Origin of the sequence: Pseudomonas proteolytica, from assembly GCF_007858275.1 — a bacterium.
Taxonomy (GTDB): domain Bacteria; phylum Pseudomonadota; class Gammaproteobacteria; order Pseudomonadales; family Pseudomonadaceae; genus Aquipseudomonas; species Aquipseudomonas proteolytica.
Genome location: NZ_VFEV01000052.1, coordinates 1 through 25,395, shown reverse-complemented (window position 1 = coordinate 25,395; position 25,395 = coordinate 1). Strand labels below are relative to the sequence as shown.

Annotated in this window: 21 protein-coding genes; 7 read left to right on the top strand and 14 right to left on the bottom strand. The window is 61.1% G+C overall.

The window, feature by feature from the left end; genetic code table 11:
* The first annotated feature begins 103 nt into the window (after positions 1-103).
* Positions 104-1,078 carry a porphobilinogen synthase gene (gene hemB, locus FIV38_RS27065; protein WP_029296595.1) on the top strand — a complete coding sequence of 325 codons (975 nt, stop codon included), beginning with the start codon at positions 104-106 and terminating at the stop codon, positions 1,076-1,078.
* A gap of 70 nt (positions 1,079-1,148) precedes the next feature.
* Positions 1,149-2,234: a DUF1615 domain-containing protein gene (locus FIV38_RS27060; protein ID WP_092238934.1), complete on the top strand. Its 1,086-nt coding sequence runs from the start codon at positions 1,149-1,151 to the stop codon at positions 2,232-2,234.
* A gap of 2 nt (positions 2,235-2,236) precedes the next feature.
* On the opposite strand, the gene FIV38_RS27055 is transcribed toward FIV38_RS27060, so the two are convergent.
* A complete protein-coding gene (locus FIV38_RS27055; protein WP_029296591.1) occupies positions 2,237-3,016 on the bottom strand; it encodes a DUF4349 domain-containing protein in 780 nt (259 codons plus the stop codon).
* 168 nt (positions 3,017-3,184) lie between these two features.
* Between FIV38_RS27055 and FIV38_RS27050 the strand changes: the two genes are divergently transcribed.
* Entirely contained in the window at positions 3,185-3,598 is a 414-nt protein-coding gene (locus FIV38_RS27050) for a PaaI family thioesterase (RefSeq protein WP_092238936.1), read from the top strand.
* 178 nt (positions 3,599-3,776) lie between these two features.
* Here FIV38_RS27050 and FIV38_RS27045 read toward each other — a convergent pair whose 3' ends face one another.
* Genes FIV38_RS27045 through FIV38_RS27035 form a run of 3 tightly spaced genes read right to left on the bottom strand, consistent with a single transcriptional unit; the run spans position 3,777 to position 6,362 of the window.
* On the bottom strand, positions 3,777-4,958 hold the full coding sequence (locus tag FIV38_RS27045) for an acetyl-CoA C-acetyltransferase (protein ID WP_092238938.1): 1,182 nt from the start codon (positions 4,956-4,958) through the stop codon (positions 3,777-3,779).
* An 11-nt stretch (positions 4,959-4,969) separates the two neighbouring features.
* Positions 4,970-5,629: a CoA transferase subunit B gene (locus FIV38_RS27040; protein ID WP_027603173.1), complete on the bottom strand. Its 660-nt coding sequence runs from the start codon at positions 5,627-5,629 to the stop codon at positions 4,970-4,972.
* 34 nt (positions 5,630-5,663) lie between these two features.
* Positions 5,664-6,362, bottom strand: a complete 699-nt coding sequence (locus FIV38_RS27035; protein WP_010211319.1) for a CoA transferase subunit A — start codon at positions 6,360-6,362, stop codon at positions 5,664-5,666.
* Between the two features lie 132 nt (positions 6,363-6,494).
* On the opposite strand from FIV38_RS27035, the gene FIV38_RS27030 reads away from it, so the two are divergent.
* Positions 6,495-7,397: a LysR family transcriptional regulator gene (locus FIV38_RS27030; RefSeq protein WP_092238940.1), complete on the top strand. Its 903-nt coding sequence runs from the start codon at positions 6,495-6,497 to the stop codon at positions 7,395-7,397.
* Positions 7,398-7,514: 117 nt separating this feature from the next.
* On the opposite strand, the gene FIV38_RS27025 is transcribed toward FIV38_RS27030, so the two are convergent.
* The 5 genes from FIV38_RS27025 to FIV38_RS27005 all read right to left on the bottom strand — a co-directional run bounded on the left by FIV38_RS27025 (position 7,515) and on the right by FIV38_RS27005 (position 14,596).
* Positions 7,515-7,844, bottom strand: a complete 330-nt coding sequence (locus FIV38_RS27025) for a hypothetical protein (protein WP_029296579.1) — start codon at positions 7,842-7,844, stop codon at positions 7,515-7,517.
* Between the two features lie 583 nt (positions 7,845-8,427).
* Positions 8,428-8,868, bottom strand: a complete 441-nt coding sequence (locus FIV38_RS27020; RefSeq protein ID WP_092238942.1) for a CBS domain-containing protein — start codon at positions 8,866-8,868, stop codon at positions 8,428-8,430.
* A gap of 123 nt (positions 8,869-8,991) precedes the next feature.
* Entirely contained in the window at positions 8,992-10,941 is a 1,950-nt protein-coding gene (locus FIV38_RS27015) for a DNA topoisomerase III (protein ID WP_092238944.1), read from the bottom strand.
* 210 nt (positions 10,942-11,151) lie between these two features.
* Positions 11,152-12,777: an MFS transporter gene (locus FIV38_RS27010; RefSeq protein ID WP_029296574.1), complete on the bottom strand. Its 1,626-nt coding sequence runs from the start codon at positions 12,775-12,777 to the stop codon at positions 11,152-11,154.
* Positions 12,778-12,949: 172 nt separating this feature from the next.
* Positions 12,950-14,596, bottom strand: a complete 1,647-nt coding sequence (locus FIV38_RS27005; RefSeq protein WP_070995674.1) for a GMC family oxidoreductase — start codon at positions 14,594-14,596, stop codon at positions 12,950-12,952.
* Positions 14,597-14,726: 130 nt separating this feature from the next.
* Between FIV38_RS27005 and FIV38_RS27000 the strand changes: the two genes are divergently transcribed.
* Positions 14,727-15,614: a LysR family transcriptional regulator gene (locus FIV38_RS27000; RefSeq protein WP_070995673.1), complete on the top strand. Its 888-nt coding sequence runs from the start codon at positions 14,727-14,729 to the stop codon at positions 15,612-15,614.
* Between the two features lie 141 nt (positions 15,615-15,755).
* Here the strand turns inward: FIV38_RS27000 and FIV38_RS26995 are convergent, their stop codons facing one another.
* The 5 genes from FIV38_RS26995 to FIV38_RS26970 form a co-directional block, all read right to left on the bottom strand.
* On the bottom strand, positions 15,756-17,615 hold the full coding sequence (locus tag FIV38_RS26995; protein ID WP_092238946.1) for a DUF3857 domain-containing transglutaminase family protein: 1,860 nt from the start codon (positions 17,613-17,615) through the stop codon (positions 15,756-15,758).
* A gap of 150 nt (positions 17,616-17,765) precedes the next feature.
* On the bottom strand, positions 17,766-18,863 hold the full coding sequence (locus FIV38_RS26990; RefSeq protein WP_092238948.1) for a DNA alkylation repair protein: 1,098 nt from the start codon (positions 18,861-18,863) through the stop codon (positions 17,766-17,768).
* Positions 18,864-19,176: 313 nt separating this feature from the next.
* Entirely contained in the window at positions 19,177-20,523 is a 1,347-nt protein-coding gene (locus tag FIV38_RS26980; RefSeq protein ID WP_092238950.1) for a glutamine synthetase family protein, read from the bottom strand.
* A 22-nt stretch (positions 20,524-20,545) separates the two neighbouring features.
* Positions 20,546-21,103, bottom strand: a complete 558-nt coding sequence (locus FIV38_RS26975; RefSeq protein WP_029296561.1) for a helix-turn-helix domain-containing protein — start codon at positions 21,101-21,103, stop codon at positions 20,546-20,548.
* A gap of 120 nt (positions 21,104-21,223) precedes the next feature.
* Positions 21,224-23,383: a WG repeat-containing protein gene (locus tag FIV38_RS26970; protein WP_092238952.1), complete on the bottom strand. Its 2,160-nt coding sequence runs from the start codon at positions 23,381-23,383 to the stop codon at positions 21,224-21,226.
* Between the two features lie 130 nt (positions 23,384-23,513).
* Between FIV38_RS26970 and FIV38_RS26965 the strand changes: the two genes are divergently transcribed.
* Both FIV38_RS26965 and FIV38_RS26960 read left to right on the top strand, forming a co-directional pair.
* Positions 23,514-23,819, top strand: coding sequence for an RcnB family protein (locus tag FIV38_RS26965; protein ID WP_070995670.1), 306 nt, complete (start codon positions 23,514-23,516; stop codon positions 23,817-23,819).
* Positions 23,820-23,992: 173 nt separating this feature from the next.
* On the top strand, positions 23,993-25,198 hold the full coding sequence (locus tag FIV38_RS26960) for an MFS transporter (protein ID WP_092238954.1): 1,206 nt from the start codon (positions 23,993-23,995) through the stop codon (positions 25,196-25,198).
* The last annotated feature ends 197 nt before the right edge of the window (positions 25,199-25,395 follow it).

The following is a 25,395-nucleotide window of genomic DNA, read 5'->3' as shown; positions in this document are numbered from 1 at the left end:
CGGTATTTGTGCTCTCGGTCAATCCAGGCATAAGCTTTCGCCCTTAAGCTAGCGGCCTTGCCACGTGCCATGGCCCTTTTTGTAGGAAATTGTAGGAAAACCCATGTCCAGCCAGTTCCCCGAAGCCCGCTCCCGCCGCCTGCGCCGTTCCCCCGAGTTGCGCAGCCTGTTCCAGGAAACCGAATTCACCCTCAACGACCTGGTATTGCCGATCTTCGTCGAAGAAGAAATCGACGATTTCGTGCCCATTACCAGCATGCCCGGTGTGATGCGTATCCCCGAATCGAAACTGGCCAGTGAAATCGAGCGCTTCGCCCGCGCCGGGATCAAGTCGGTGATGACGTTTGGCGTGTCCCATCACCTGGACGCCAGCGGCAGCGACACCTGGAACGAGCGCGGTCTGGTCTCGCGCATGTCGGCGATCTGCAAGGATGCAGTGCCGGAGATGATCGTGATGTCCGACACCTGCTTCTGCGAATACACCGACCATGGCCATTGCGGCGTGATGCACGGCAATGAAGTGGACAACGACCGCACCCTCGCCAACCTGGGCAAGCAAGCCGTAGCGGCAGCCCGCGCCGGCGCCGATGTGATCGCGCCTTCGGCAGCGATGGACGGCCAGGTCCAGGCCATTCGCCGGGCACTCGATGCGGCGGGCTTCACCCATATCCCGATCATGGCGTACTCCACCAAATTCGCTTCGGCCCTGTATGGCCCGTTCCGCGAGGCGGGCGGCAGCGCGCTGAAGGGCGACCGCAAAAGCTACCAGATGAACCCGATGAATCGCCGCGAAGCCGTGCGCGAATCCCTGCTCGATGAGCAGGAAGGTGCCGACTCGCTGATGGTCAAACCGGCCGGTGCGTACCTGGACATCATCCGCGACATCCGCGAAGCCTCGCGCTTGCCCGTGGCGGCGTACCAGGTCAGTGGCGAGTACGCGATGATCAAGTTCGGCGCCCAAGCCGGTGCCATCGACGAAGCCCGTGTGGTGCGCGAGACCCTGGGTTCGATCAAGCGCGCCGGTGCGGACCTGATCTTCACCTACTTTGCGATGGACCTGGCGCTCGCCGGCATCTGATCCCGGCTCCTACATGGGGTGGGGGGTTGTGAGATAGTGGTCAGATCCACCGACTCACAGGACACCCCGCATGCTTTCATCCCGGCTGACTCTCTGCCTGACCACCTTGCTGGTGCTGGCCGGCTGCTCAACCCAACGCAGCCAGCCACTTCCAGAACGCAGTGAAACCGAGGTCAAGGCGCAGATCGTGCGGCTGATGCCGGCCAAGGTGGCGGATCGCGCCGGCTGGGCCCAGGATATCTACACGACGTTCGACAGCCAGAAGATCTACCCCAGCACCGAGAATATCTGTGCGGTACTGGCGGTGACTGAGCAAGAGTCCACCTATCAGGTCGACCCGCCAGTGCCGAACATGGGCAAGATCGCCCAGGATGAAATCCTCAAGCGTGCGGCCAAGGTGCATGTGCCGGCCGTGCTGGTGCGCACCGCGCTGCAACTGCGTTCGCCCACCGGCAAGTCCTACGCCGACCGGCTGAGTGCTGCGCGTACCGAGAAGGACCTGAGTGGGATCTTTGACGACTTTATCGGCACCGTGCCGTTGGGCCGCACCTTGTTTGGCAGTTTCAACCCGGTGCATACCGCAGGCCCGATGCAGGTGAGCATTGCCTTCGCCGAGAAACAGGCCCGGGGTTATCCCTACACCGTAGATGGAAGTATTCGTCGGGAAGTGTTCACCCGCCGTGGTGGGATGTACTTCGGTATCGCCCATCTGCTCGGTTATCCGGTGAGCTACGAGCAGCCGCTGTACCGCTTTGCCGACTTCAATGCTGGTTGGTACGCCAGCCGCAATGCGGCGTTCCAGGCCGCTGTCAGCCGTGCTTCCGGGACCCGCCTGGCGCTGGATGGCGATTTGATCCGCTACGGTTCGATCATGCCCGGCACCACTGAACTGGCGGTGCGCTCATTGGGCAAGAAGCTGGACATGCGCAACCCGAGCATCCGCAGCCAGTTGGAGCAGGGCGATCGCCTGGACTTTGAAGAGACCACCCTGTACCAGCGGGTCTTTGCCCTGGCCGAGAAAGCCGAAGGCAAGCCCTTGCCACGGGCGATCCTGCCAGGGATTGTGCTCAAGAGCCCGAAGATCACCCGCAACCTCACCACAGCCTGGTTCGCCCAGCGCGTGGATGAGCGGTACCAACGCTGCATGAAGCGCTAAGGTCAAGGGCGGCGCTTGACCAGCTTGCGCCACAGCCAGACCCACAGCCACAACACCGGGAACGCGAGGATCACGAACGGCAGCACGTAGCTTGAGCGCTCCAGGGCGTCGGCAGTGCCGTCGACCAGGTTGTCGCCCAGGTTGCCGAACATGCGCGCGAAACGTGATTGCTGATGCTCGCCGTCGGATGGGCGGAAGTTCAGGGTCACGCGGTTGGTGTCCAGGCGTCGCTGCTGGCCGGCGGCGATCTGCGCCAGTTCCTGCAGCTCGTTTTCGATGGCGGCTTGTTCCTTGGTGAGGGTGATCAAGTCGCCCACGGTGATGTCCTTGCGCGCGGCCAGCTCATCCAGGCGTTTCTGCTGGGCCTGCAAACGCTCCTGGCGGCGGCGTACATCGGCCACTGCGTCGGCCAGGTCCTCGGCGCTGGTGATGCGCTGGCCCAACTGCCCGCCCTCGGCCGCCATGCTCACCAACGGCTCGACTCCGCTGGGGGCGATGCGCAACACAATCATGCCGCCGTCGCTGTTTTCTTCGATACGCAGGATGTTGCAGGCGCCGAACTGCGCCGACTCACAGGCTTGGCGCGTGGCCTGCATGCGCGGTGCCAGCAGGGCAACCGGCATCGCCAGGCTCAGCTCGTGTTCATAGGCCAATTGCGCGCCGGCCCGGCCCTGTTCGCCATTGATCTGTGTGGCTTCGGAATACTCCTTGGGCGAACAGCCACCAAGCAGCAAAGCGGCCAAAAACATCAACGCAGTAGATCTGCCTTCCAGATGGCGCATTACGTCTCCTTCAGTGTGCGGGATAAAGTGCGCGGCGATTAAAGCCGGTTTGCCCGGCGAACGCAAAGTGGGCGTGGGCTTATCGGCACAGATTTGCCCGGTTGATCATGCTGGCTGCATCGACCGGCGCGGGTTAAACCTCATGCCTGGTCACAAGGAAGATCCACCATGACGGATACCCCTGAAGGTTTTGCCCCCTTATCTCGCAGCAGCCCGCTCCTGGACTTGCTGGGCCCGGTGTATTGCCGCGGCGAGGGCCTGCAGTTGCAACTGGGCCTGCGTGCCGACCACCGCCATGCCAACGGGCGCGGCACGGTGCACGGTGGCGTATTGGCAACCCTGGCGGATGTCGGCATGGGCTATGCCATGGCGTTCTCCAGCGATCCGCCGTTGCCGCTGATCACCGCGAGCATGACCCTCGATTATCTGGGGGCGGTGCAGGTTGGCGATTGGATCGAAGTACGGTTGGAACATCACAAACGCGGACGGCAGATGGCGTTTGCCACGGTCAGCCTGCAGGTGGGGGAAAAGGTCGTAGTGCGAGCCAATGCGGTATTCGCCGTGCCCAAGGCCGCTGCGTAGCTAGCCGCAAAGCTGTTACAGCGCTGTTTTATGTACATTGTCGAGTCGTGCGCGTCCCCCTTGTGGCAAGCCCGCTCGCCACAAGGGGGCCAGGTGGCTGCACGACAGTACCAATCAGATAGGCAAAAAAAGGCCCGGCTTTTCGTGGAGCCGGGCCTTTTCCATGTTGCTCGTTGAATCAGTCGCGCTCAAGGGCCAATGCCACGCCCTGGCCGCCGCCGATGCACAAGGTGGCCAGGCCTTTTTTGGCATCGCGCTTGATCATTTCATGCAGCAAGGTCACCAGTACGCGGCAGCCTGATGCGCCAATCGGGTGGCCGATGGCAATGGCGCCACCGTTGACGTTGACCTTGGCCGCGTCCCACTCCAGTTCCTTGCCCACTGCCAGCGCCTGTGCGGCGAAGGCTTCGTTGGCTTCGATCAGGTCCAGTTCGGCCAACTGCCAGCCGGCCTTGTCCAGGCAGCGCCGGGTCGCGGACACCGGGCCAATGCCCATGATCGCCGGATCGACGCCCGCGTTGGCGTAGCTGGCGATCCGTGCCAGCACTGGCAGGCCCAGTTCCTTGGCCTTATCGGCGCTCATCAGCAGCACCGCAGCGGCACCGTCGTTGAGGCTCGACGCGTTGCCGGCGGTGACGCTACCGTCCTTCTTGAAGGCTGGCTTGAGCTTGCCCAGGGATTGGGCGGTGGTGCCGGCGCGAGGTTGCTCGTCCACGGCAAAGGCAATCGGGTCGCCTTTGCGCTGGGGGATCAGGATCGGCGTGATTTCGTCGGCAAAGCGCCCGGCTTCAATGGCGGCAGCCGCTTTCTGCTGGGAAGCGGCGGCAAAGGCGTCCTGGGCTTCACGGCTGATGCCGTACTTGTCCACCAGGTTCTCGGCGGTGATGCCCATGTGGTAGTCGTTGAACGCGTCCCACAGGCCGTCGCTGATCATGCTGTCGACCATCTTCGCATGGCCCATGCGCAGGCCGGTGCGGGCGGCGGGCAACACATAGGGCGCCAGGCTCATGTTTTCCATGCCGCCGGCGATGATCACTTCGGCGTCACCGCAGCGGATGGCCTGTGCGCCCAGGTGCAAGGCCTTGAGGCCCGAGCCACAGACTTTGTTCAAGGTCAGGCTCGGCACCGCGTGCGGCAGGCCGGCGAGGATCGATGCCTGGCGCGCCGGGTTCTGGCCGCTGCCTGCGGTCAGCACTTGGCCAAGGATCACTTCGTCTACAAGCGCTGGGTCCAGGCCCGTCTGCTCCAGCAGGCGGCGGATTACCGCGGCTCCCAGTTCCGGTGCCGGGATGGCGGCCAGGGCCCCTTGAAAACTGCCCACGGCGGTGCGGGTGGCAGCAACAATCACGACGTCTTGCATGGAATCTGTCCTCACTGGAAGTGCATTTCTGGAACGTGGTCCGGGACGATCAGTTTACCGGCGGTCTTGCTCACAATCTCTTCAACGCTGACGCCAGGTGCGCGTTCCTTGAGGACAAAAGCGCCATTTTCGATTTCCAGGTAAGCGAGGTCCGTCAGCACGCGCTTGATGCAGTTGGCACCGGTCAGCGGCAGGCTGCACTGGCTGAGCAACTTGGACTCACCGTCCTTGGAGGCGTGGGTCATGATCACGATGATGTTTTCTGCGCCGGCCACCAGGTCCATGGCACCGCCCATGCCCTTGACCAGCTTGCCGGGGATCATCCACGAGGCGATATTGCCGTGCACGTCCACTTCAAAGGCGCCGAGCACCGTGAGGTCTACGTGGCCGCCACGAATCATCGCGAAGGATTCGGCCGAGGAGAAGATCGACGCGCCAATGCGTGCGGTGACGGTCTGCTTGCCGGCGTTGATCATGTCGGCATCGATGGTGTCTTCGGTAGGAAACGGTCCCATGCCCAGCAGGCCGTTTTCCGACTGCAGCATCACTTCCATGCCTTCGGGAATGTAGTTGGCCACCAGGGTCGGGATGCCGATGCCGAGGTTGACGTAGAAGCCGTCCTGCATTTCGCGGGCGACGCGTTGAGCCATTTGTTCGCGGGTAAGAGCCATTTTATGAGTCCTTATTGTTCGGGCTGGAGGCAGATTATTTGCGGACAGTGCGCTGTTCGATGCGCTTCTCGAAGGTGCCGCAGATAATCCGGTCGACGTAGATACCAGGGGTGTGGATCTGCGCCGGGTCCAACTCGCCCGGTTCAACGATTTCCTCCACTTCAACCACCGTGATCTTGCCGGCGGTGGCGGCCAGCGGGTTGAAGTTCTGGGCGGTGTGGCGGTAGATCACGTTGCCGAAATGGTCGGCTTTCCAGCCTTTGACGATGGCGAAATCGCCGGTGATGGACTCTTCCATCAGGTAGGGGCGTCCGTTGAATTCACGGGTTTCCTTGCCTTCGGCGACGGGGGTGCCAACGCCGGTGGCGGTAAAGAACGCTGGAATGCCAGCGCCGCCTGCGCGCATTTTTTCCGCGAGGGTGCCTTGGGGGGTCAGCACCACCTCGATTTCGCCGCTGAGCAGTTGCTTCTCGAACAGGGCGTTTTCCCCGACGTAGGAGGCGATGACCTTGCTGATCTGTTTTTCTTCGAGCAATACACCCAGGCCGAAGCCATCCACGCCGCAATTGTTGGAGACGACCGTCAGGTCGCGGGTGCCTTTGCGCTTGATTTCGGCGATGAGGTTTTCCGGGATGCCGCACAGGCCAAAGCCGCCGGAGAGTACGGTCATGCCGTCTTCCAGGCCTGCCAGCGCTTCTTCATAGGACGCCACGCGTTTATCGAAACCTGCCATATGCACCTCTTTTATTGTTTGTGGTCCAGCCAGTGAACCGAGTGTTGCGCCGGTGGATTGATTTGTTAAGTTGTTTTTTAAGGTTGATTGATTTAAAAAACGGGACAATAGAGTGGGTAGTGGAGCATAGCCATGACAGTTAAACAGATGCGGGCCTTTCTGGCCGTGGCCCAGACCCTGAGTTTTGCCGCCGCCTGTGAGCGCCTGCATTTGTCCCAGTCGGCCCTGAGCCTGACGATCAAAAGCCTGGAGGAGGGCTTGGGCGGGCGGCTTTTCAGCCGCAATACGCGCAACGTCGCACTGACCCCGGAAGGCGAATCCCTGTTGCCCCTGGCCCGCCGGTTGATTGCCGACTGGGACAATGCCGAGGATGAATTGCGCCAGCGTTTTACATTGCAGCGTGGGCGCGTGACGGTGGCGGCGATGCCGTCGTTTGCTGGCAACCTGCTGCCGCCGATCCTGAAGATTTTTCGAGCGCGGTTTCCCCAGGTCAATGTCACGGTGCACGACCTGATCAATGAACAGGTGCTGGAGATGGTCCGCGATCGCCAGGTTGAACTGGGCGTGGCATTCGAGCCCTCGCCGGGCTCGTCGCTGGCCTTTACCCCGCTGTATCTGGACCGCTTTGTTGCGGTAGTGCCCGGTGATTCAGCGTTGGCGCACATGAGCGAAATCGACTGGAAAACCCTGCTGGCGCAACCTTTCATCACCTTGCAGCGGCCTTCTACGGTACGGGTGATGCTGGAAGAGCACTTGGGTGCATTGCAGATGAAGCTGCCGGTGGCGTTGGAGAGCCATCAATTGGCAACGGTGGGCAAGATGGTTGCCAGTGGCCTGGGCGTCAGCGCCGTGCCCGCGTTGTGCGCCCCGCAGATGGAAGAGGCGGGCGCTCATTGCATCACCTTGTGTGACCCGGTGATCGAGCGGCCGATTGGCGTGCTGACCAAGCCTGGGCATGAACTCTCGGCGGCGGCGCAGGCCCTGTTCGATATCTTCCGGGACGAAGCGGCGAAGGGACGGTTTCCCGGTATTTAAGTCTGCACAAACAACTGTAGGAGCTGGCTTGCCGGCGATAGCTATTTAACAATCAACCGTGTTGATCGTTAAACCGTCATCGCTGGCAAGCCAGCTCCTACAGAGGGTGAGTAGTTCTTAGTAGTAGCGGTCGATTACTTTAACTTGCGAGTTGTCCTTGAAGGACTCCCAGGCATTGTTAAGTGTGTCGAACACTTGCTCGATAAAGTTGCGATCGGCAGCAGCTTTTTTGCCGACATAACCCTGGCCACGGCGGTACATCTTCAGGCGCGCCGCCAGTTCACGGTTATTGCGGTCGAACTCGGCTTCTTCGGTATGGGGCGCCAGGCAGTCAATTTGCACTTCGCCCGATTTGCCAATCCACAGGATATGGTCGTCGAGTGTGTCTTTCTGCGCTGCGAACATCTCAGCCAATTCATCGATAGTTGGTTGGTTGTTCAGATTCATTGTAAGCCCCTTGACCAGTTGGCGATCTTCAGTTGATTCGTTAATTCACGTTAGTTGTCTCCGGTTGCGAAAACCGGGCGTCAGAAACGGTCTGCCAAATACGGGCAGGGTCTTGAACCTGATGCATGTAGTGTTTCTGATGAACTGCTACGTAATGGTTTCATAGCGAAGACAAGTAGCATTTGAGCTTCTTGTACCGTGCCTTTCGGTTCGGTCAGCTTCATCAATCTGCCTTGTGGGCAGTGCACATCCGGAAAAACAGCTCGGCGGTCAGACGAGCTTGTTCAAAACGCTTGTTACCAACGCTCCCGATCCGGGAGACGTCTGAATCATGCAAGGTCAAAATGGTTACGTCAACGGTTATGTAGTGATTATTTTTGCTCACTACATAAATATTCCGGTGCGGGGGGGGGGCGGGGAAAAGTGACTTGGGCGTCATTTTTTGTGCTGGCAGGTCGGATGTTTGCCCTTCTGTAGGCGCTGGCTTGCCAGCGATGGCATGACTACGGTGTGTGATTGAAACCGAGGGGATGCCATCGCCGGCAAGCCGGCTCCTACATTGGATTTGTGGGGCTTGGGAGTGTCATTCGCCGCGGATGTACTGCTCCAACTGCTGGATAAGGGCCGCCTGTTCAGCAATGGCTTCCTTGACCAGGTCGCCGATGGACAGCAGGCCCAGCAGTTGTCCGTCTTCCACCACCGGTAGGTGGCGCAGGTGGCCGTCGGTCATGATGCCCATGCAGTCTTCGACGCTTTTGTGGGTGTCCACGGTGATCGCCGGTGAGCTCATCACTTGGTGTACCTGTGTGCTCGTCGAGGACAGTTCATGGAGAATCAGTTTGCGCGCGTAGTCGCGCTCACTGATGATGCCGACGACTTTGTCCTCCTTGACCACCGGCAAAGCGCCGACGTTCTTCGCTGCCATCACCACCAGCGCTTCAAACACGGTGTGATTCCACTGGATGGTATGCACTTCCTGATTCTTCTGGTCCTTGGACTTGAGCAACTGTGCGACGGTCTTCATGGTGGCCACCCCGGTTTTGTTATTAGGCAGTTCCTACAGAATCCTAGACCGTTGGCGCCAGAGCAAGAGCCAAAGCGGCGTATATCCGCTCGAAAAACGTCATTAGCGCCTTTTTTCGGTATTTCAGCCCTTGTTTGCCGGTGTTGCCGCCCGTTTCGGGCCGGCGCCGGTCTTGCGCTTGGCCGGCTTGCGTTTGTTTTTCCAAGGGGTGGCACCACGGCCTGCCGGGCTGGCAGGGCCGCTGATGGTCATTTGCATCCCATTGCAGCGGGCCACTTGCTTGCTCATCCAGGCCGCCTGTTTGGCGACAAACTCCTCCAGGCTCATCTCACCACTTTGCACCATGTCCAGGGCCTGCTCCCAAATCGCGGTGGTGCCCGGGTCGGCAATCGCCCTGGGCACCGCGTCGATCAGGCTGAAGGCTGCCGGTGTGGCGGACAACGCCTTGCCATTCTTTACCAGGTAACCACGGTCCAGCAGGCCCTGGATAATCCCGGCCCGTGTCGCCTCGGTGCCGATGCCGGTGGTGTCCTTGAGCTTTTGCTTGAGCAGCGGGTCTTGCACCAGTTTGGCGACGTTTTTCATCGCCTTGATCAGGTCGCCTTCGGTAAAGGGCTTGGGCGGCTGGGTCCACAGGTCCTTGAGGTTGACCTGCGCCACCCCGTAATCCTCACCCTGTACCAGGGTTGGCAAAGGCTGTGGTGCAGGTGCTTCGCGGCCTTTGCTCGGAGCCAGGGCTTCGGGCAAGGCGCGTTTCCAACCGGCTTCTACCACCACTTTGCCTACCGCGCGCAGGGCTTCTCCGGCACAGTCGAAATCCGCCTGGGTGCGATCGTATTCGTGGTTGGGCAGGAACTGCGCCAGGTACCGGGCGCGGATCAAGGTGAAGACGGCGCGGTGCTTGCCGGTCAACTGCGCCAGATCCTTGCCGGCGCCGGTGGGGATGATGCCGTGGTGGGCGCTGACCTTGGCGTCGTTCCAGGCCCGGGAGCGGCGTTGCGCATCGAGGTGCGGCAGCAGCGCGCTCACTGCTGGATCGGCGCGCCCCAACGCCGCAAGAATCGTTGTCGCGTCGCCATGCTGGCTTACGGGCAGGTAGCCGCAGTCACTGCGTGGGTAGGTGATGACCTTGTGGGTTTCGTAGAGGGACTGGGCAATGTCCAGGGTTTCCTGGGCGCCGAGGCCGAGTTTCTTCGAGCAGATTTCCTGCAGGGTGCCCAGGTCAAAGGGCAGGGGCGCCACTTCGCGCATGCGTTCGGTGCGCAGCTTCACCAGGCGTGCGCTGGCCGCGTTACCCATGGCGCTCGCCGCCTGCCGTGCCCGTTCATGGTTGAGGCAGCGGCCCTGGTCGTCACAGATATCGTCGGCGGCGCGCCATTGCGCGATAAAGCTCATCTGCGAATGCAGCAATTGCACATCGATTGCCCAGTACGCCACCGGGACGAAGTCGGCAATGCTGCGGTCACGGTCCACCACCAGGCGCAGGGTCGGGGTTTGTACGCGGCCCACCGGCAACACGCCTTGATAGCCGGACTGGCGGCCGAGCAACGTAAACAGGCGGCTCATGTTCATGCCGATCAGCCAATCGGCACGGGAACGGCCCAGGGCCGAATGATAGAGGCTGAAGGTGTCCGCACCCGGCTTCAACGAAGCCAGGGCCTTGCGGATCGAGGCGTCATCCAGTGCAGACAGCCACAAACGCTGGATCGGCCCGCGATAGCGGCAATGCTCCACCAGCTCCCGGGCGATCATCTCGCCCTCGCGGTCGGCGTCGGTGGCAATCACCAGTTCCCGGGCTTCGCCCAGCAGGCGCTTGACCGCCTTGTACTGGCTGGCCGTCTTGGGTTTTACCGTCATCTTCCATTTTTCCGGGACGATGGGCAGGTCGGCCAGCACCCAGCGCTTGTACTTGGCGTCGTAGGCATCGGGCGGGGCGGTTTCCAGCAGGTGGCCGATGCACCAGGTGACTGTGACGTCGGTTCCCAGCCAGCACCCGTCGCCCCGGCGCCTGGCACCGAGCACGGCCGCAATATCCTTGGCCTGGGAGGGTTTTTCACAGAGGAACAGCCGCATGGTCAGCCCATTCGTTACGCAGTTGAATGGGAGAAGGATGGGCAAAAGAAGGGAATTGAGCAACCTTTATCTGGATGGATATACAGCAATTTATGTGGGCGCCGCAAACCAATGTGGGAGCGGGCTTGCCCGCGATAACGGTGGATCAGTCAATACATCTAGTGACTGACACAGCGTTATCGCGGGCAAGCCCGCTCCCACAAGGGGATATCAGTTGTTATCCAGGTCCACGTTCTTGGTTTCCTTCAGGCATACCAGCCCGACAATCAGGCTCACCCCGGTAATCACCACCGGGTACCACAGCCCGTAGAAGATATCGCCGGTATACACCACCAACGCAAACGACACGGTCGGCAGGAACCCGCCAAACCAGCCGTTACCGATGTGGTAGGGCAGGGACATGGAGGTGTAGCGGATGCGCGTCGGGAACAGTTCGACCATCAGCGCGGCCAGGGGGCCGTAGCACATCGCGGCGATCAGGATCAGGGCGACGATCAGCACCACCACCATGGTTTTGTTGACCTGGGCCACGTCCGCCGATTTCGGGTAGCCGGCCAGGGTCACGGCGCCGCGCAGGGCGTCTTCGTCGTAGCCGTCGATGCGCACATCGCCGATGCTCACTTGTACCGCGCTGCCGGCCGGTGCGGCTTCGCTGCTGTAAGGCAGGCCCTGTTTGACCAGGAAGGTCTTGACCTTGTCGCAGGGGCTGTCAAACCGCGCCTTGCCCACTGGGTCGAACTGGAAAGTGCAGGTGGCCGGGTCTGCCAGTACGGTGATCGGAGCCTGGCGGCTGGCCTGGTCCATTGCCGGGTTGGTGTAGTGGGCCAGGCCCTTGAAGATCGGGAAGTACAGTGCAGTGGCCAGCAACAGGCCCACCATCAATACGGGTTTGCGCCCCCATTTGTCCGAGAGCCAGCCGAAGAAGATGAAGAACGGCGCACCAATCACCACGCTGATGATCAGCAGCATATTGGCCAGGGCCGGGTCCATTTTCAGGAACTGGGTAAGGAAGAACAGCACGTAGAACTGCGCGGCATAGAAGGTCACGGCCTGGCCGGCGTTGATACTGAACAGTGCGATCAACACCACCTTGAGGTTTTCCCAGTTGCCGAACGACTCGCGGATCGGCGCCTTGCTGGCCTTGCCTTCCTCTTTCATTTTCAGGAACGCGGGTGATTCGTGCAGGCTCATGCGGATCCAGGTGGAAATCCCCAGCAGCACGATGGACAGCAGGAACGGCAGGCGCCAGCCCCAGACTTCAAACTGATCGCCGGTGAAGTAACGGCAGGCCAGCACCACCAGCAACGACAGCAGCAGGCCGAGGGTGGCGGTGGATTGAATCCAGCTGGTATGGAAGCCGCGCTTGCCGGCCGGGGCGTGCTCGGCGACATAGGTTGCGGCACCCCCGTATTCACCACCCAGGGCCAGGCCCTGGAGCATGCGCAGCACTACCAGGATGATTGGCGCGGCGATGCCGATGCTGGCGTAGGTGGGCAACAGGCCCACGCAGAAGGTCGCCACACCCATCAGGACGATGGTGGCGAGGAAGGTGTATTTGCGCCCGATCATGTCGCCCAGGCGCCCGAATACCAGCGCGCCGAACGGCCGCACCACAAAGCCGGCGGCAAAGGCCATCAAGGCGAAGATAAAGGCCGTGGTGTCGTTGACCCCGGCAAAGAATTGCTTGCTGATCACCGCCGCGAGGGCGCCATAGAGGAAAAAGTCATACCACTCGAACACCGTCCCCAGGGACGAGGCGAAGATGACCTTTTGCGACTCCTTGCTGGTAACAGTGGCGCCAGGTGTGGCGTCCAGGGGTTGAGCACGTTCTGACATGGGGTAGCCCTCACAGTGATTATTTATTGTTGTTCCACTGTCGGCGCCAACTTCAGCGCCGCTCTTACCCTGTTGGAGCGAGCTTGCTCGCGAAAAGCCTGAGAGCAACGCGTTTATCCAGAATGCCCGCGTTATCGTTGGCGATTCTCGCGAGCAAGCTCGCTCCTACAGGTCATGCCGGTGTTGTCTGTTCTCGTTGGGGGGTGAGGTTCCTCGTTGAAGGGGACAGGATCAGTTGCGCGGCTTTTTCCGCGATCATCAGCGTGGGTGAGCAGGTGTTGCCGGAGGTGATGCGCGGCATGATCGAGGCGTCGGCGATACGCAGGCCGGGAACCCCGTGCACACGCAACTGGGCATCGACCACGGCGTCCTTGTCCTGGCCCATGCGGCAGGTGCCGACCGGATGAAAGATCGTGGTGCCGATCCGCGCCGCGGCTTCCTGCAACTGTTCGTCGCTCTGCAAGGCTTCACCGGGCAGGTACTCCACCGGGTTGAACGGGCGCAGGGCCTGGGCGCCGACAATCCGTCGGGTCAGGCGGATGGCGTCGGCGGCCACGCGTAAATCTTCTGGATGACTCAGGTAGTTGGGCTGGATCAGCGGCGGCGCAGACGGATCGGCCGAGCGGATATCGATGCGCCCGCGACTCTGCGGGCGCAAGTCACAGACCGATGCGGTAAACGCCGGGAACGCGTGCAGCGGCTCGCCAAAGCGCTCCAGCGATAGCGGCTGCACGTGGTATTCGAGGTTGGCCGAAGTCTGTTCCGGCCCCGAGCGGGCGAAGGCGCCGAGTTGGCTGGGCGCCATGGACAGCGGGCCGCTGCGGTCATACAGGTACTGCAGGCCCATGCCCATCTTGCCCCATACGGAGCCGGCGATCTGGTTCAGGGTGCGGGCGTTTTCCAGCTTGTAGATCAGCCGCAGTTGCAGGTGATCCTGCAAGTTGCCACCGACCCCGGGCAGTTCGTGCAGCACTTCGATGCCCAGTGGCCCAAGGACGCTGGAAGGGCCGATACCGGAGCGTTGCAGAATGCCCGGCGAACCCACGGCGCCGGCACACAGGATGATTTCCTTGTGCGCTTTCCACGTCACCGCTTGCCCCAGTTGGCGACCCACTACTGCACTGGCACGGCCGTTTTCAAGGAGGACGCGGTCGACTTCGACCCCGGTCAGCACGGTGAGGTTGGCACGCTGGCGGATGGGCTTGAGAAACGCCTTGGCCGCATTCCAGCGCACGCCACCTTTCTGGTTGACCTGGAAGTAGCCACACCCTTCGTTATCACCCTGGTTGAAGTCGTCGATGCTGGCAATCCCGCTCTGCTTGGCGGCTTCGCGGAAGGCGTCGAGGATCGGCCAGTGCAGGCGCTGTTGCTCCACGCGCCACTCGCCGCTGTCGCCATGCAGGGGCGAGGCGCCGGCAAAATGGTTTTCGCTTTGTTTGAACAGTGGCAGCACATCGTCCCAGGCCCAGCCCGGGTTGCCTTCGGCGGCCCAGCCGTCGTAGTCGTTGGCCTGGCCACGCATGTAGATCATGCCGTTGATCGACGAGCAGCCGCCCAGCACCTTGCCCCGTGGATAGCTCAAGGCGCGGCCTTGCAAGCCTTCCTGGGCTTCGGTCTTGAAGCACCAGTCGGTGCGCGGGTTGCCGATGCAGAACAGGTAGCCGACGGGAATGTGGATCCAGGGGTAATTGTCGCGGCCGCCGGCTTCCAGCAGCAGCACGCGATGGGCGGGGTTGGCGGACAGTCGATTGGCCAGCAGGCAGCCCGCAGGGCCGGCGCCTACTACCACGTAATCGTATTGCGCAGGTGCAATAGTCATCTGGGGTCTCGCTTGTTTTTCTTATTGGCTCCATCCTAGTTGTTAGTTTTCGTCTTAAAAATGTTAGTTTTTACCCAGCTGCTGTGCGTTTTTAAACAGCGCTGTTCTCATGGCCGGGAGGGGAGGCGACATGTTCGACTGGAATGACCTGCGGTATTTTCTGGAGTTGCAGCGCAGCGGGCGCCTGCTCACCGCTGCCCAGCGCCTGAAGACCACCCATGCGACCGTGGCCCGGCATATCGAGGCCATCGAGAAAAGCCTCGGCACCGCGTTGTTTGTGCAGCACGCCCAGGGTTATGAACTGACGCCGTCGGGCGAGGCATTGCTCAAACATGCCGAAGCCATGGAGAACGTTGCGCTGCTGGCCGAAGAAGAACTGACCCACTCCGCCGCGCCCCTGGGCAAGATCCGCCTGGGGGTGGCCGAAGGGCTGGGGGTGATGTTCCTGGCCAGCCGCATGGGCGGCCTGTTCGAGCGTTATCCGGGGCTGGAAGTGGAGTTGGTGGCGGTGCCGCGCTTTGTCAGCATCCTCAACCGCGAGGCCGAGATCAGCATCCACCTGGAGCGGCCCAGCGTCGATCAATTGGTCACGCGCAAACTCACCGACTACCGCCTGGCCCTGTATGCCAGCCGCAGCTACCTGGCGCGCACGCCCGCCATCGAGAAGCGCGAAGACCTGGCTGCCCATGCGTGGATCGACTACGTCGACGACCTGCTGTTCAGTCAGGAGTTGAAGCTGCTCAGCAGTTTTTGTCGCAACCCCAGGGTGGTGTTCCACAGCACCAGCGTGATTGCCCAGCAACAGGCAGCGCGTTCGGGCTTGGGAATTGCGGTGTTGCCGTGCTTCATGGCCGCAGGCGACCCGGACCTGGTGCCGTTATTGCCGGAGGAAAGCATCCAGCGCAGCTACTGGATCAGCTCCCGGCGCGAGTTGCACAAGTCGGTGCGGTTGCGGGTGTTGTGGGATTACGTGGTGGAATTGTGCGCCAAGGAGCAGGGGCTGCTGTTGGGCGAGTAGCGAAGGGCGCGATGATCAAAATGAGGAGGATGTACAACGCTCAAGCCGGGGGGAGCCAATCAGGTGTGAGGGTGTACAGAGATCAAATGTGGGAGCTGTCTCGCAGGGCGAGACAGCTCCCACATGGGACTGTGCGTGGGTTTAGAGTTTTACTGTCTGGTGTACCTGTTCACCACATGCACGAGCATCGTTGATCATCTTTTCAAACGGTGCACTGACGATTTCGTCATGGCCCAACCAGCGCACTTTCTGGGTCAACCGGTAGTGGTAGCGCAAGCCATCCTTGAGCTGTTCGCCATCGAGTTCCAGGTCATACCAGGGCGAGTGGATCTTGCAGCCCTGGACCGGCTTGTCCATCTTCCCGCCGGTCAAGGTGAAGGTGTAGTCGACGGTGTCCGGGTTGCCCAGGTACAGGTCGCCCCGTTGCCCATTGCGGCGGTAGTTGAGCAGGCCGTCCCATTTCTCCTTGAGCGACTGGTCGGTGTAGACGTAGCCTTCATCGAGTTTTTCCAGGGCGTGCAGGTCGGTCATGCTGGCCTTGACCGTGTAGCTATCGGGCTGCACGAACCCAGTGGGTTGACGGGTCACCTTGCAATCGCTGATCTCGCGGCCGAAGTTGTCGCAGATGTTCTGGTCAGTGGCGGTGGCCCCCTGTTCACGGTCAGCCATGCTCAACTGCATCAGCGTCAGGCGGCTGAAGGTGACGCTGGCGCGGGTCGTGCCGTTGCCCTGTTTGTCGTAATGCACCTGCTTGTCCAGGCGGATGCTGGTGTCAGGGCGCGCCAGGGGGATATGTTCCTCGCGCACCTGGCCCTGCGCATCGTTGACGAGTACCCAGCGATCCTGGATATCGGGCATGGTCTGGCCCGGGGCGAACACCGGGTTGGTCGGGTCCAGCCACCACACCTGGCCGGCCACTTCGGCGCGTACGATGGCATGGTTGGGCGCGCCAGTGCCTGGAACCAGCAGTGAATCCACCACATCCCCACGGCTGACCCACGCGGTCTCGGCCTTGATCCCGCTGGCCTTGAGCATGGCGGTCAGGAGGATCGCCAGGTCCTTGCAGTCGCCATAACCATGCTGCTCGATCTCGGCCAGGTTAAACGGTACATAGCCGCGATCCGTGGCACGCCAGTCACCCAGGTAACGGTAGTGATCGTTGATGTGCTGCATCAGCCCCGCCACTTGTTGCGCGGGGGCCAGGCCCTTCACGGCGGCAACGGCAGCGGCACTGCCCGCCGGCAGTTTGGCCGCGAGAATCTGGTTGTAGCGCTGGGCAAAGCCACCGAAGTGCTTTTGCACATCAAGGCTGCTGCCCACTTCGATACGCGGGATCAGCCGCATATAGGCATGACCCGATTCGTTGATGTAGTTGAGGTAGCTCGGCGCTTTTTGCTCGATATCCAGGGTCTTGCGATTGACCGAGGGGGTGATGGTGAAGCCGTCCATCAACTCCGCGCGCCACTCGATTGGCCGTTCAGCAGTAAAGCGTGCCTTGAGCCGGTCGCGACGGGCGTTGCTGGGACCAAACTGCAGGGCGTAGTGGAACTCGGTCATCAGCGGCTTGGCCGGGTGATGTTCGCGCACGGTGTAGCGGATCTGTGTGCCGACCCGCAGGTTGGGGAAGGCCAGGGAGGTCTGTTTCACGCGGGAAAAGCCCTGGTCGGGGTTGGGCGCGGTGCGCGTATCGATCTGCGACTCGGCCAGGGCCTGCGGCTTGCCGCCGGGCTGGGTGGACTCGGCGTGCAGCACTTCAAAACCATCGCCTTCGGCGTAGTTGAAGTCGATGCGCGACAGTATTTCCCGGCCGCTGGGCTGGAGGATGGTGTAGCGGTAGGTGGTCGTGCAATCGGTGCTGGCGTCACGGTTGAAGTGGCAGTGCAGCTCGGATTCGTTGGCAAGTGCAGCTTCGGCCATGGGTTGCAACGCGGCATGAGCAGTGTGCGAAACAAGCCCCAGACTGGCGCAAATCAAAGGGCGGTAAAACGAGAAACGGTGCATGGGCGCCTCAGGTGGAACGTTGACACAGATACCCGTGCGGGTACCAAGCGGCGCCAGATGATAATGGATCGCAACTTCAAAAACCAGCATTGTAGGACAATAAATATCGCTGAAAGGCCCGAGATAGAGCCTTTTGTTCGGTAGGAGGGGTCAGCCGATCAGCTCAAATCCGCTGCTTGCCAGGCGCTCGCCGTTCACCAGTACGTGCACCGTATGCTGGCCGGGGTAATGCTTGCGCGTGGTCATGTCGCGGATGTGTTGGCCACGCAGCACGGTGTGTCGTTCACCCGCGCCGAGGGTGAACGCCTTGAGCTTGAACACCTTGGCGGCGCTATGGCCGGCGCTTTTTACATACTCGATGGCGTAGTCCACCACCAGTTTTTGTGGGGCACTGGTCGTGGATTCGAGGGTAAACGACAGATTGATCCGCTCGCCCAGGCGAATCGCCGCTGGCTCGACCTTGAACTGATGGATCTTCACCTCGGCCCGGGCGCCGGCGCCCATGATCGTCAGCGCGCGGGTATTGCCTTGCTTGATCAGGCTGCGCAGGGCGTGGCGGGCGATCCAGGCGGTATGGGGGTTGTCCAGGGACCAACTCTCGATCACATCCAGCACCCACTCCGGATGGTCCTTGGTGATGTCGTTGAGGTGGTTGGCCACGGACTTGCGCACATACAGGCTGCTGTCGGCCTTGAGGTTGTCCAGGATCGCTGCGCACAGACGCGGGTCGGCCTGCACCTGCGCCAGGCGAAACGACCACGGCAACCTGGGCCGCGAGCCTTCGCTGGCGAGGCGGCGCACGTGTTCGTTATCGTCCAGCGACCACTTTTGCATCACCGCCAGCGTGCGCTGCAAATCCTGGAGCAGAAAAGCCCGCACGGCAAACTCGGCAGAGCCAAAGGTGGTGAAGTACTTGAGCGCCGCCATCGAGCGCTTGAAATCATCCAGGCCGTAGCTGGCCACATAGTGCCCGAGGAACAGGCTGACAAAACCACTGTTCAGGCGCGGGGCCAAGGCATACAGAAGCTTGAGGGTCTGTGCATAGTCCAGGGGGATCACCGCGTGCAGGCTTTCACTGACGCGGGCCATGCGCTGCATCACCGACAACCCGGCAAGGTCCTGGCTGGCGTGCTGGAGAAACCCCTTGGCATCGAACGGCGGGTACACCGCGCTCATCTCATCGGCGATGTGCTGCAGGCGCTGGAGGTTGAATATTTCCTTGAGGGCAGGGGGGCTTTGGTCGGTCATGGGGAGTCCGCAGCAGAGGTTGGTCATAAAACCTTTGCAAGGTAACACCTTTGCAGGAGCCGGCTTGAAGCGATAGAACTCCCCTGTGGCGAGCGGGCTTGTCGGAACGCCGCATCGCCCGCGCTGGGCTGCGAAGCAGCCCTAAAGCCAGCCGCTACGGTGTATCTGATACACCGCATTCGACTTACTGGGGCTGCTTCGCAGCCCAGCGCGGGGCAAGCCCGCTCGCCACAGGGGAGTTCGTGAGTTTCTGAGCGTTGTGTCGATACCTATGGCCATCGCTGGCAAGCCAGCGCCTACAAAGGGACGGTCGCTAGAGATACCAGCGATATTCCCGCGCATTGATTTCCTGCTGGAAAGCCAGGTGATCCTGGCGTTTGTTTTCGCAATAGACGTCGACAAACTCCGCGCCCAAGCCTTCGCGCAGGGCTGGTTGTTGCTGCATGGCGCGTACGGCTTCGAGCATTTCCAGGGGGAAGTCGTGGCCGCTGTCGCGGTCCTCGTTCAGTGGTGCGATAGGTTCACGCGCTGCATCCAGGCCATGTTCAAGCCCGACCAGGATCGCCGCCAGCACCAGGTACGGATTGGCGTCGGCACTGGCCAGACGGTGTTCGATCCGCAGGTTGCGCGGGTCGGACTCGGGAATGCGTACGCAGGCATCCCGGTCTTCATAGCCCCAGCAGGCCTTGGTAGCCGCATTGACGGTACCGCCCAGGCGGCGGAAGGCGTTGTGGTTGGGCGAGAAAATCGGCATGCAATGGGGCAGCAGTTCCAGGCAACCCGCCACTGCGTGACGCAGTGGTTGCTGCTGGTGCGCCGCCAGTAGGTTGTTGCCGGCGGCATCGTACAGGCTGACATGCACATGCATGCCACTGCCGGGATGTTGCAGGTAGGGCTTGGCCATGAAACTGGCGCGATAGCCATGCTTGAGCGCCACGCCACGGGTGCTGCGGCAGAACAGCGCGGCCCAGTCCGCGGCGCGCAGGCCGTCGTCGAGGTGGCCGAAATTGATTTCGAACTGGCCAGGGCCCAACTCGGCAGTGATCACCGTAATGTCGATCCCCTGCGCCTGGGCGGTCTGCACCATGTCATCGAGTACCGGGGCGAAACGCGACAGCCGCTCGATATGCAGGGTCGGTTGGTCGTCGGGGTCGTCGCTCAATGGGTCGCGGGCAAATTGCGGCAGGCCGTCGGCGAGTTTTCTGTCGAACAGGTAGAACTCCAGCTCAAACGCCACCACCGGGTGAATGCCCTTGCGGTGCAGGCGTTCCAGGACTTTGGCCAGTACTTCCCGGGGCTCGAATTCGATGGGCGCCTCGGTGCCGTCGGAGGTGATCAGCATCTGCCCCAGGGGCTGCGCCTCCCAGCTCACAGGCTTGAGCGTGCCGGGTACCAGGCGGCGGTTGGCGTCGGGGTCGCCGTCATGGAAGCAATAGTCGCCGATCTTGAACAAACCGCCCTGGGCGCCCAGCAGTACCGCGTTCTGCGGCAGCTTCAGGGGGCTGCCGGCGGCGACTTTTTCCAACATTTCAACCGGGTAGCGCTTGCCGTAGAAACGCCCTGGGATGTCCAGGCAAATCAGGTCGACGTAACGTACATCCGGATGGCTCTGGCGAAAGGTCCGTACTTCGGCCAGTAACGTGGAGGAATGGCTTTTCACGGGTGACGCTCCTTGGTGTGCCTTAGTTGTAGACCCACAGCACGCGGGCCGGCAGGTCGGTCAGGTTGCCGTAGCGGCAGTGGGCAAAACTGGCGAGGTGAAAGCTGTCGCCGGGGCCGAGGGTGACCGCATCGGCTTCGCCCTCGACCCACAGGGTCAGGTGGCCTTCAAGCACGAAACCGGCCTGCTCGGCGCGATCGCTCATGGTCTGTTCGCCACTGTTGGCGCCGGGTTCGAGCAGACTGTCGAGGATCGAAAACGCCCCTTGCATGCTGGGGGAGACAAGGATGTCGGTGATGCCATTGGCGTAATACACCGTGCGCCGCTCGTTGGGCCGCGTGACCCAGGCCACGGCCTTGGGTTTGGACAGGCTGTAGAAATAGGTGGTGGGCACGTCGAGTGCATGGCTGATGGCGGTCAGGTCCGCCACGGTGGGGCGCGACAACCCACGCTCGACCTGGGACAGGAACCCCACGGAACGCTCGATCTTCTGTGCCAGTTGGGCCAGGGTGAGCTTTTTGTATTTGCGCAGGTCGTGAATCAGGATCGCCAGGGCGTCCAGTTCTTCTTGTTTGTCCATGGGAGGTTCGTGAAATTCTTGTCTAAAAATTTCATGAAAAATTACAGGATTAATTTCACGGATGCAATAGCGGTCCTGTTGTAAGAGCCGGCAAACCGGCTCCTACAACGATGCCATCATTCACTCGCGCTCGAAGCTATCGGTCTGGTTGCCATCGGCGTCGAACACATTCACGCGGTTTGGCACCTGCGCATCCCAGATGCTATAGGTCGCGTCGTTGCTGTTGTACGGGTAGCTGTAGCTGGTATATGACCCAAGTTTTTTCACCACGCGGTTGTTTTTGTCGATCAATACCAACCCTTCAAAATTATCCATTTCTGCCGAGGCCAGGTTTTTCTGGAATGGGTTGAGTTTGCTGTAGGTCATGGGCACGCGCAGTTTGCCGTGTACGTCGATGGCGCCATAGCGGCTACCCTTTTGCACCACCGCCATGCCGTTGGAAAACGGGTTGACGTCATCAAAGGGCAGGCTAAAAGGCAGCACCTTGCCCTGTTCGTTGATAAAGCTGTATTTGCGGCTGCCACGGTCCTGGATCAGCAGAGGTTGGCCCTGGACAAACTGGCCGAAGACGGTCGCGCCGGGTGGGTTGAGTTTCTTCATCTGCAGGTTGTAGACGTCGGTCTGTTTCTGGTCGGCGGAGGTGGCGTAGATAAACTCGCCGCTGCCGTTGATTGCGGAGTAGCGCGGTGCCAACAGCTCCTTGCCGCTCAGGCTCCAGGCGCCGTACAACGAGTTTGAGCCATAGGTGGTCTCGCCAGGGCGGGCGATGAACACGTTGCCGATCACACTGGGGTTGACGTACTTCATCGGCACCACGACCTGTAGCTTCTTCACGTCGTAGACCCCATAGGGGCCGTTGGTTTCACGCTCGACAATCATCAGGTTGTCGTTGACCGCGCTGTCGATGATTTCGAAGGGCAGTTCTTTCAACGTCTGCGTACCGGGTACAAAGGCAAAGTACTTGAACTGCAATTCGCTCCAGCCCTCGCCGGATGATTTTTCGCCGACCATGATGTGGTACACGCCGGGCATCTCGGTGGTATCAATGCGCTTGAAGCGCGGCTTGACCACCCACTGCCCCTTGCTGTCGATAAAGCCGCTGCTTTCGCTGGCGCTGTCGTAGGCGATGTAGCGCTCGCGAGGGGCGGTGCTGTTGTGCATGTCCCAATCAAGGGTTTGGGGTTGGAGCGGGTCCAGCACGTAAATCACGATGCTGGCGGGGGTGTTTTCGAATTGGTAGGTGGCCTGCACGTTACTCAGCTCGCTGTCGGAGCTGGGCAGGTTGCTGGCGAACTGTTCCAGGTGATCCTGCACCGCAGCGGCCGTCTTGAAGTCGGCGAAGTTGTCTGCCATGCGCAGCAGTTCGTTGTAGTAGGCCCGCAGGTTGGCTTTTTGTTCGGCGGTGGGCGAAGTATTGGAGCTGTTGCCAGCGCTGTACAGCGTCTTGCCATCGGCGGTCAGGCCCTGGATTACATAGGATTTATTCTTCGGCGTTGCCAGTTGCAAGGAGGCGCTGGCGTCGCCCAGGTGGATCAGTTGGTACACCTCGCCACCCTCGGCGGTGGCTTTCGGGTGGGCCCGGTCAAGGACGATTTTATTGAAGCCGGGGTAGGCCTGATAAGTCAGGGTCAGGCCGATACGTTCCAGGGGCTTGTTGAGCTTGAGTTCGGCCTGGGTGGTGTCCTGGTCTTGCTCCTCACTGTCTTCATCCTTGATCGCCACTTCGGCGAACGGCTGCTGCGAGCCGTCGCGAAAGTACAGGGTCTGGATGCGATAGCTGGTTTCGGTCTGCTGATCGGGCAGGGCCCCGCGCTTGAGCACCTCGCGAATCGCCTCGACTTCCAGCTTTAGCCCGGACGCATTGTCGAAGAACAACTGCTGGAACTGCCCTGGTGTGCGCTTGAGGTCGGTCAATGCCGCCTTCAGTTCGGCGGCGGGGAAGGGCACGAACGGCTCCTCATAGTTCAGCTCTTTCTGTTCGCCTGGCGTGGTGGTGGCCGGGCCGATTTCCAGGCGCATGCTTTCGAGCATGGCGATGCGGTTGATGCCGTCGCGCATATCGAGGATCAGGTAATTCAGGCGTTTTTTTGCTTCTGGCAACGGCAGATCCCGGATGCCATCCATACCGCCCTCATTGAGTTGCGCTTCGCTGTATTGGGGACCGTCAAGCAGGCCGTGAGTGGCGCGGCGGTCCAGCAAGTAATAAGTGGCACCGCCAATCACGGCGATCACGATCAGGGCGCTGGCCAGCAGTTTGGTTCGGGTCAGGGCTGTTTTCATTGTTCTCGGACTCGATGGAGGGCTGGCGCAAGATTAGCAGGCACCGATACCCGTGGCTGTATTGCCGCTGAATGATTGCAGGGCCCTGCTGTCGGAATCTGGGTACACATCATTTATTGAAGGAATGCCCATGAAAGCAACGTCCCTGATTGCCAGCCTGCTGGTTGCCGCCAGCCTGTCCGCCACCAGCCTTACCGTGCAGGCCGAGGACAATCCGCAAAAAACCGTGGAGCCTTCAAACATCAATACCCGAGACTTGAAAGTGGGAGACCGTGCGCCGGATATCCTGGTGCGCAAGGAATCGGCCCTTGCGGACTGGAAAAAGCGCGGGCTCAAAGCGCCCCATGACGACAGCCAGTGGGCGCGGGTCAATGACCGTTATGTGCTGGTGAAAATCACCAATGGCACCATCCTCGATATCACGCCTGCCAAATAAGCTGTTGTGGGGGGGGCGGGCCAATGCCTTCCTCCCCTGGGGTCGAGGTATTTAAAAAATCATGCACGACTGCATAAAAACGGCATTTTTTGCCGCTCGTCCTGAGTTAAGGTAGCTGCGCTTTGCGCCTGTCGTAGCCTGTGCAACGACGACTTTCAGGGAACGAGAGCAGGATGCTGAAAACAATAAAAAACTACCCCCGCAGCGTAAACCTGCTGCTGTCGGCCACGCTGGTACTGACCCTGGCCAAGGCGATCACCTTTCCGTACATGGTGATCTACCTGTCCAGCCACTTCGCCCTGGGTATCAGTGAGGTGGGCCTGGTGATCGGCAGTTCGCTGATCGTCGGATCCCTGCTGAGTGTGTATGGCGGGTTCCTTGTGGACCGGGTCAATAGCTACCGGCTGTTGCTGGGGCTGAGCCTGCTGTTTGTCCTGGGGTTTGTCGGCACGCTGCTGGCGCGTGACCTGTGGTTGTTCTATGCCTGCCTGATCCTGATCAACCTGGCGTATGCGGTGATCGATGTCGCGGTCAAGGCTGGCTTTGCCAGCCTGTTGCCCGTCGACGCGCGCAGCGAAGTGTTTTCCATCAAATACACCCTGACCAATATCGGCTATGCGGTAGGGCCGTTCTTGGGCGCGATGGTGGCCAAGGTCGACATGAGCCTGCCGTTTGTCTTGTCGGTGCTGCTGGGGATGGGGTTCTTCCTGCTCTACTGGCGCTGGGGCGACCGCCGCCTGGCGACGATCGACACCGCGCAAAAACCGGTGCCTTTCCTCGCGGTGGGCCGGGTATTGCTGCGCGATCATCGCTTGGTGTGCTTTACCCTCGGCGGCCTGCTCAGCGCGGTGGTGTTCGGGCAGTTTACCGCCTACCTGTCGCAATACCTGGTGACCACCTCGGACGCCGAATATACCTACACCGTAATCAGCGCCATCCTGACCACCAACGCACTGCTGGTGATCGCCCTGCAATACGTGATTGGCCGGCAGATCAGCCACCGTCACCTGAGCCGCTGGCTGCTCCTGGGGCTGGCGATGTTCATGGTGGGGGTGATCGGCTTTGCGCTGTCCACCAGCGTGTGGTGGTGGGTGGTGTCGATGGCGATCTTTACCGTGGGGGAAATCATCGTGTTCCCCGCCGAGTACATGTTTATCGACCGCATCGCCCCGGACCACCTGCGGGGCATGTACTACGGCGCGCAAAACCTCTCCAACCTCGGCGCCGCGCTGGGGCCGGTGTTGTGCGGGCTGGTGCTGGCCAGCCTGCCGGCGCACTACATGTTCTACATGCTGGCCGGGTTTATCGTGGCCGGGGGGCTGTTCTACTTTATCGGGGCGTCGTTGAAGCCGCGCCCTGACATCCCACCCCCTGTGTAAACGACTGCGTCCCTGTGGGAGCAGGCTTGCCCGCGATAGCCATAGGTATCTAGACAACTTTGCCGCAACGCCTAAATCCAGGCAGATAGCGCAGTTGTGGCGAGCGGGCTTGCCCCGCGCTGGGCTGCGAAGCAGCCCCAATAAGCCGAATGCGTTGTACCAGATACACCGCAGCGGCTGGTTTTGGGGCTGCTTCG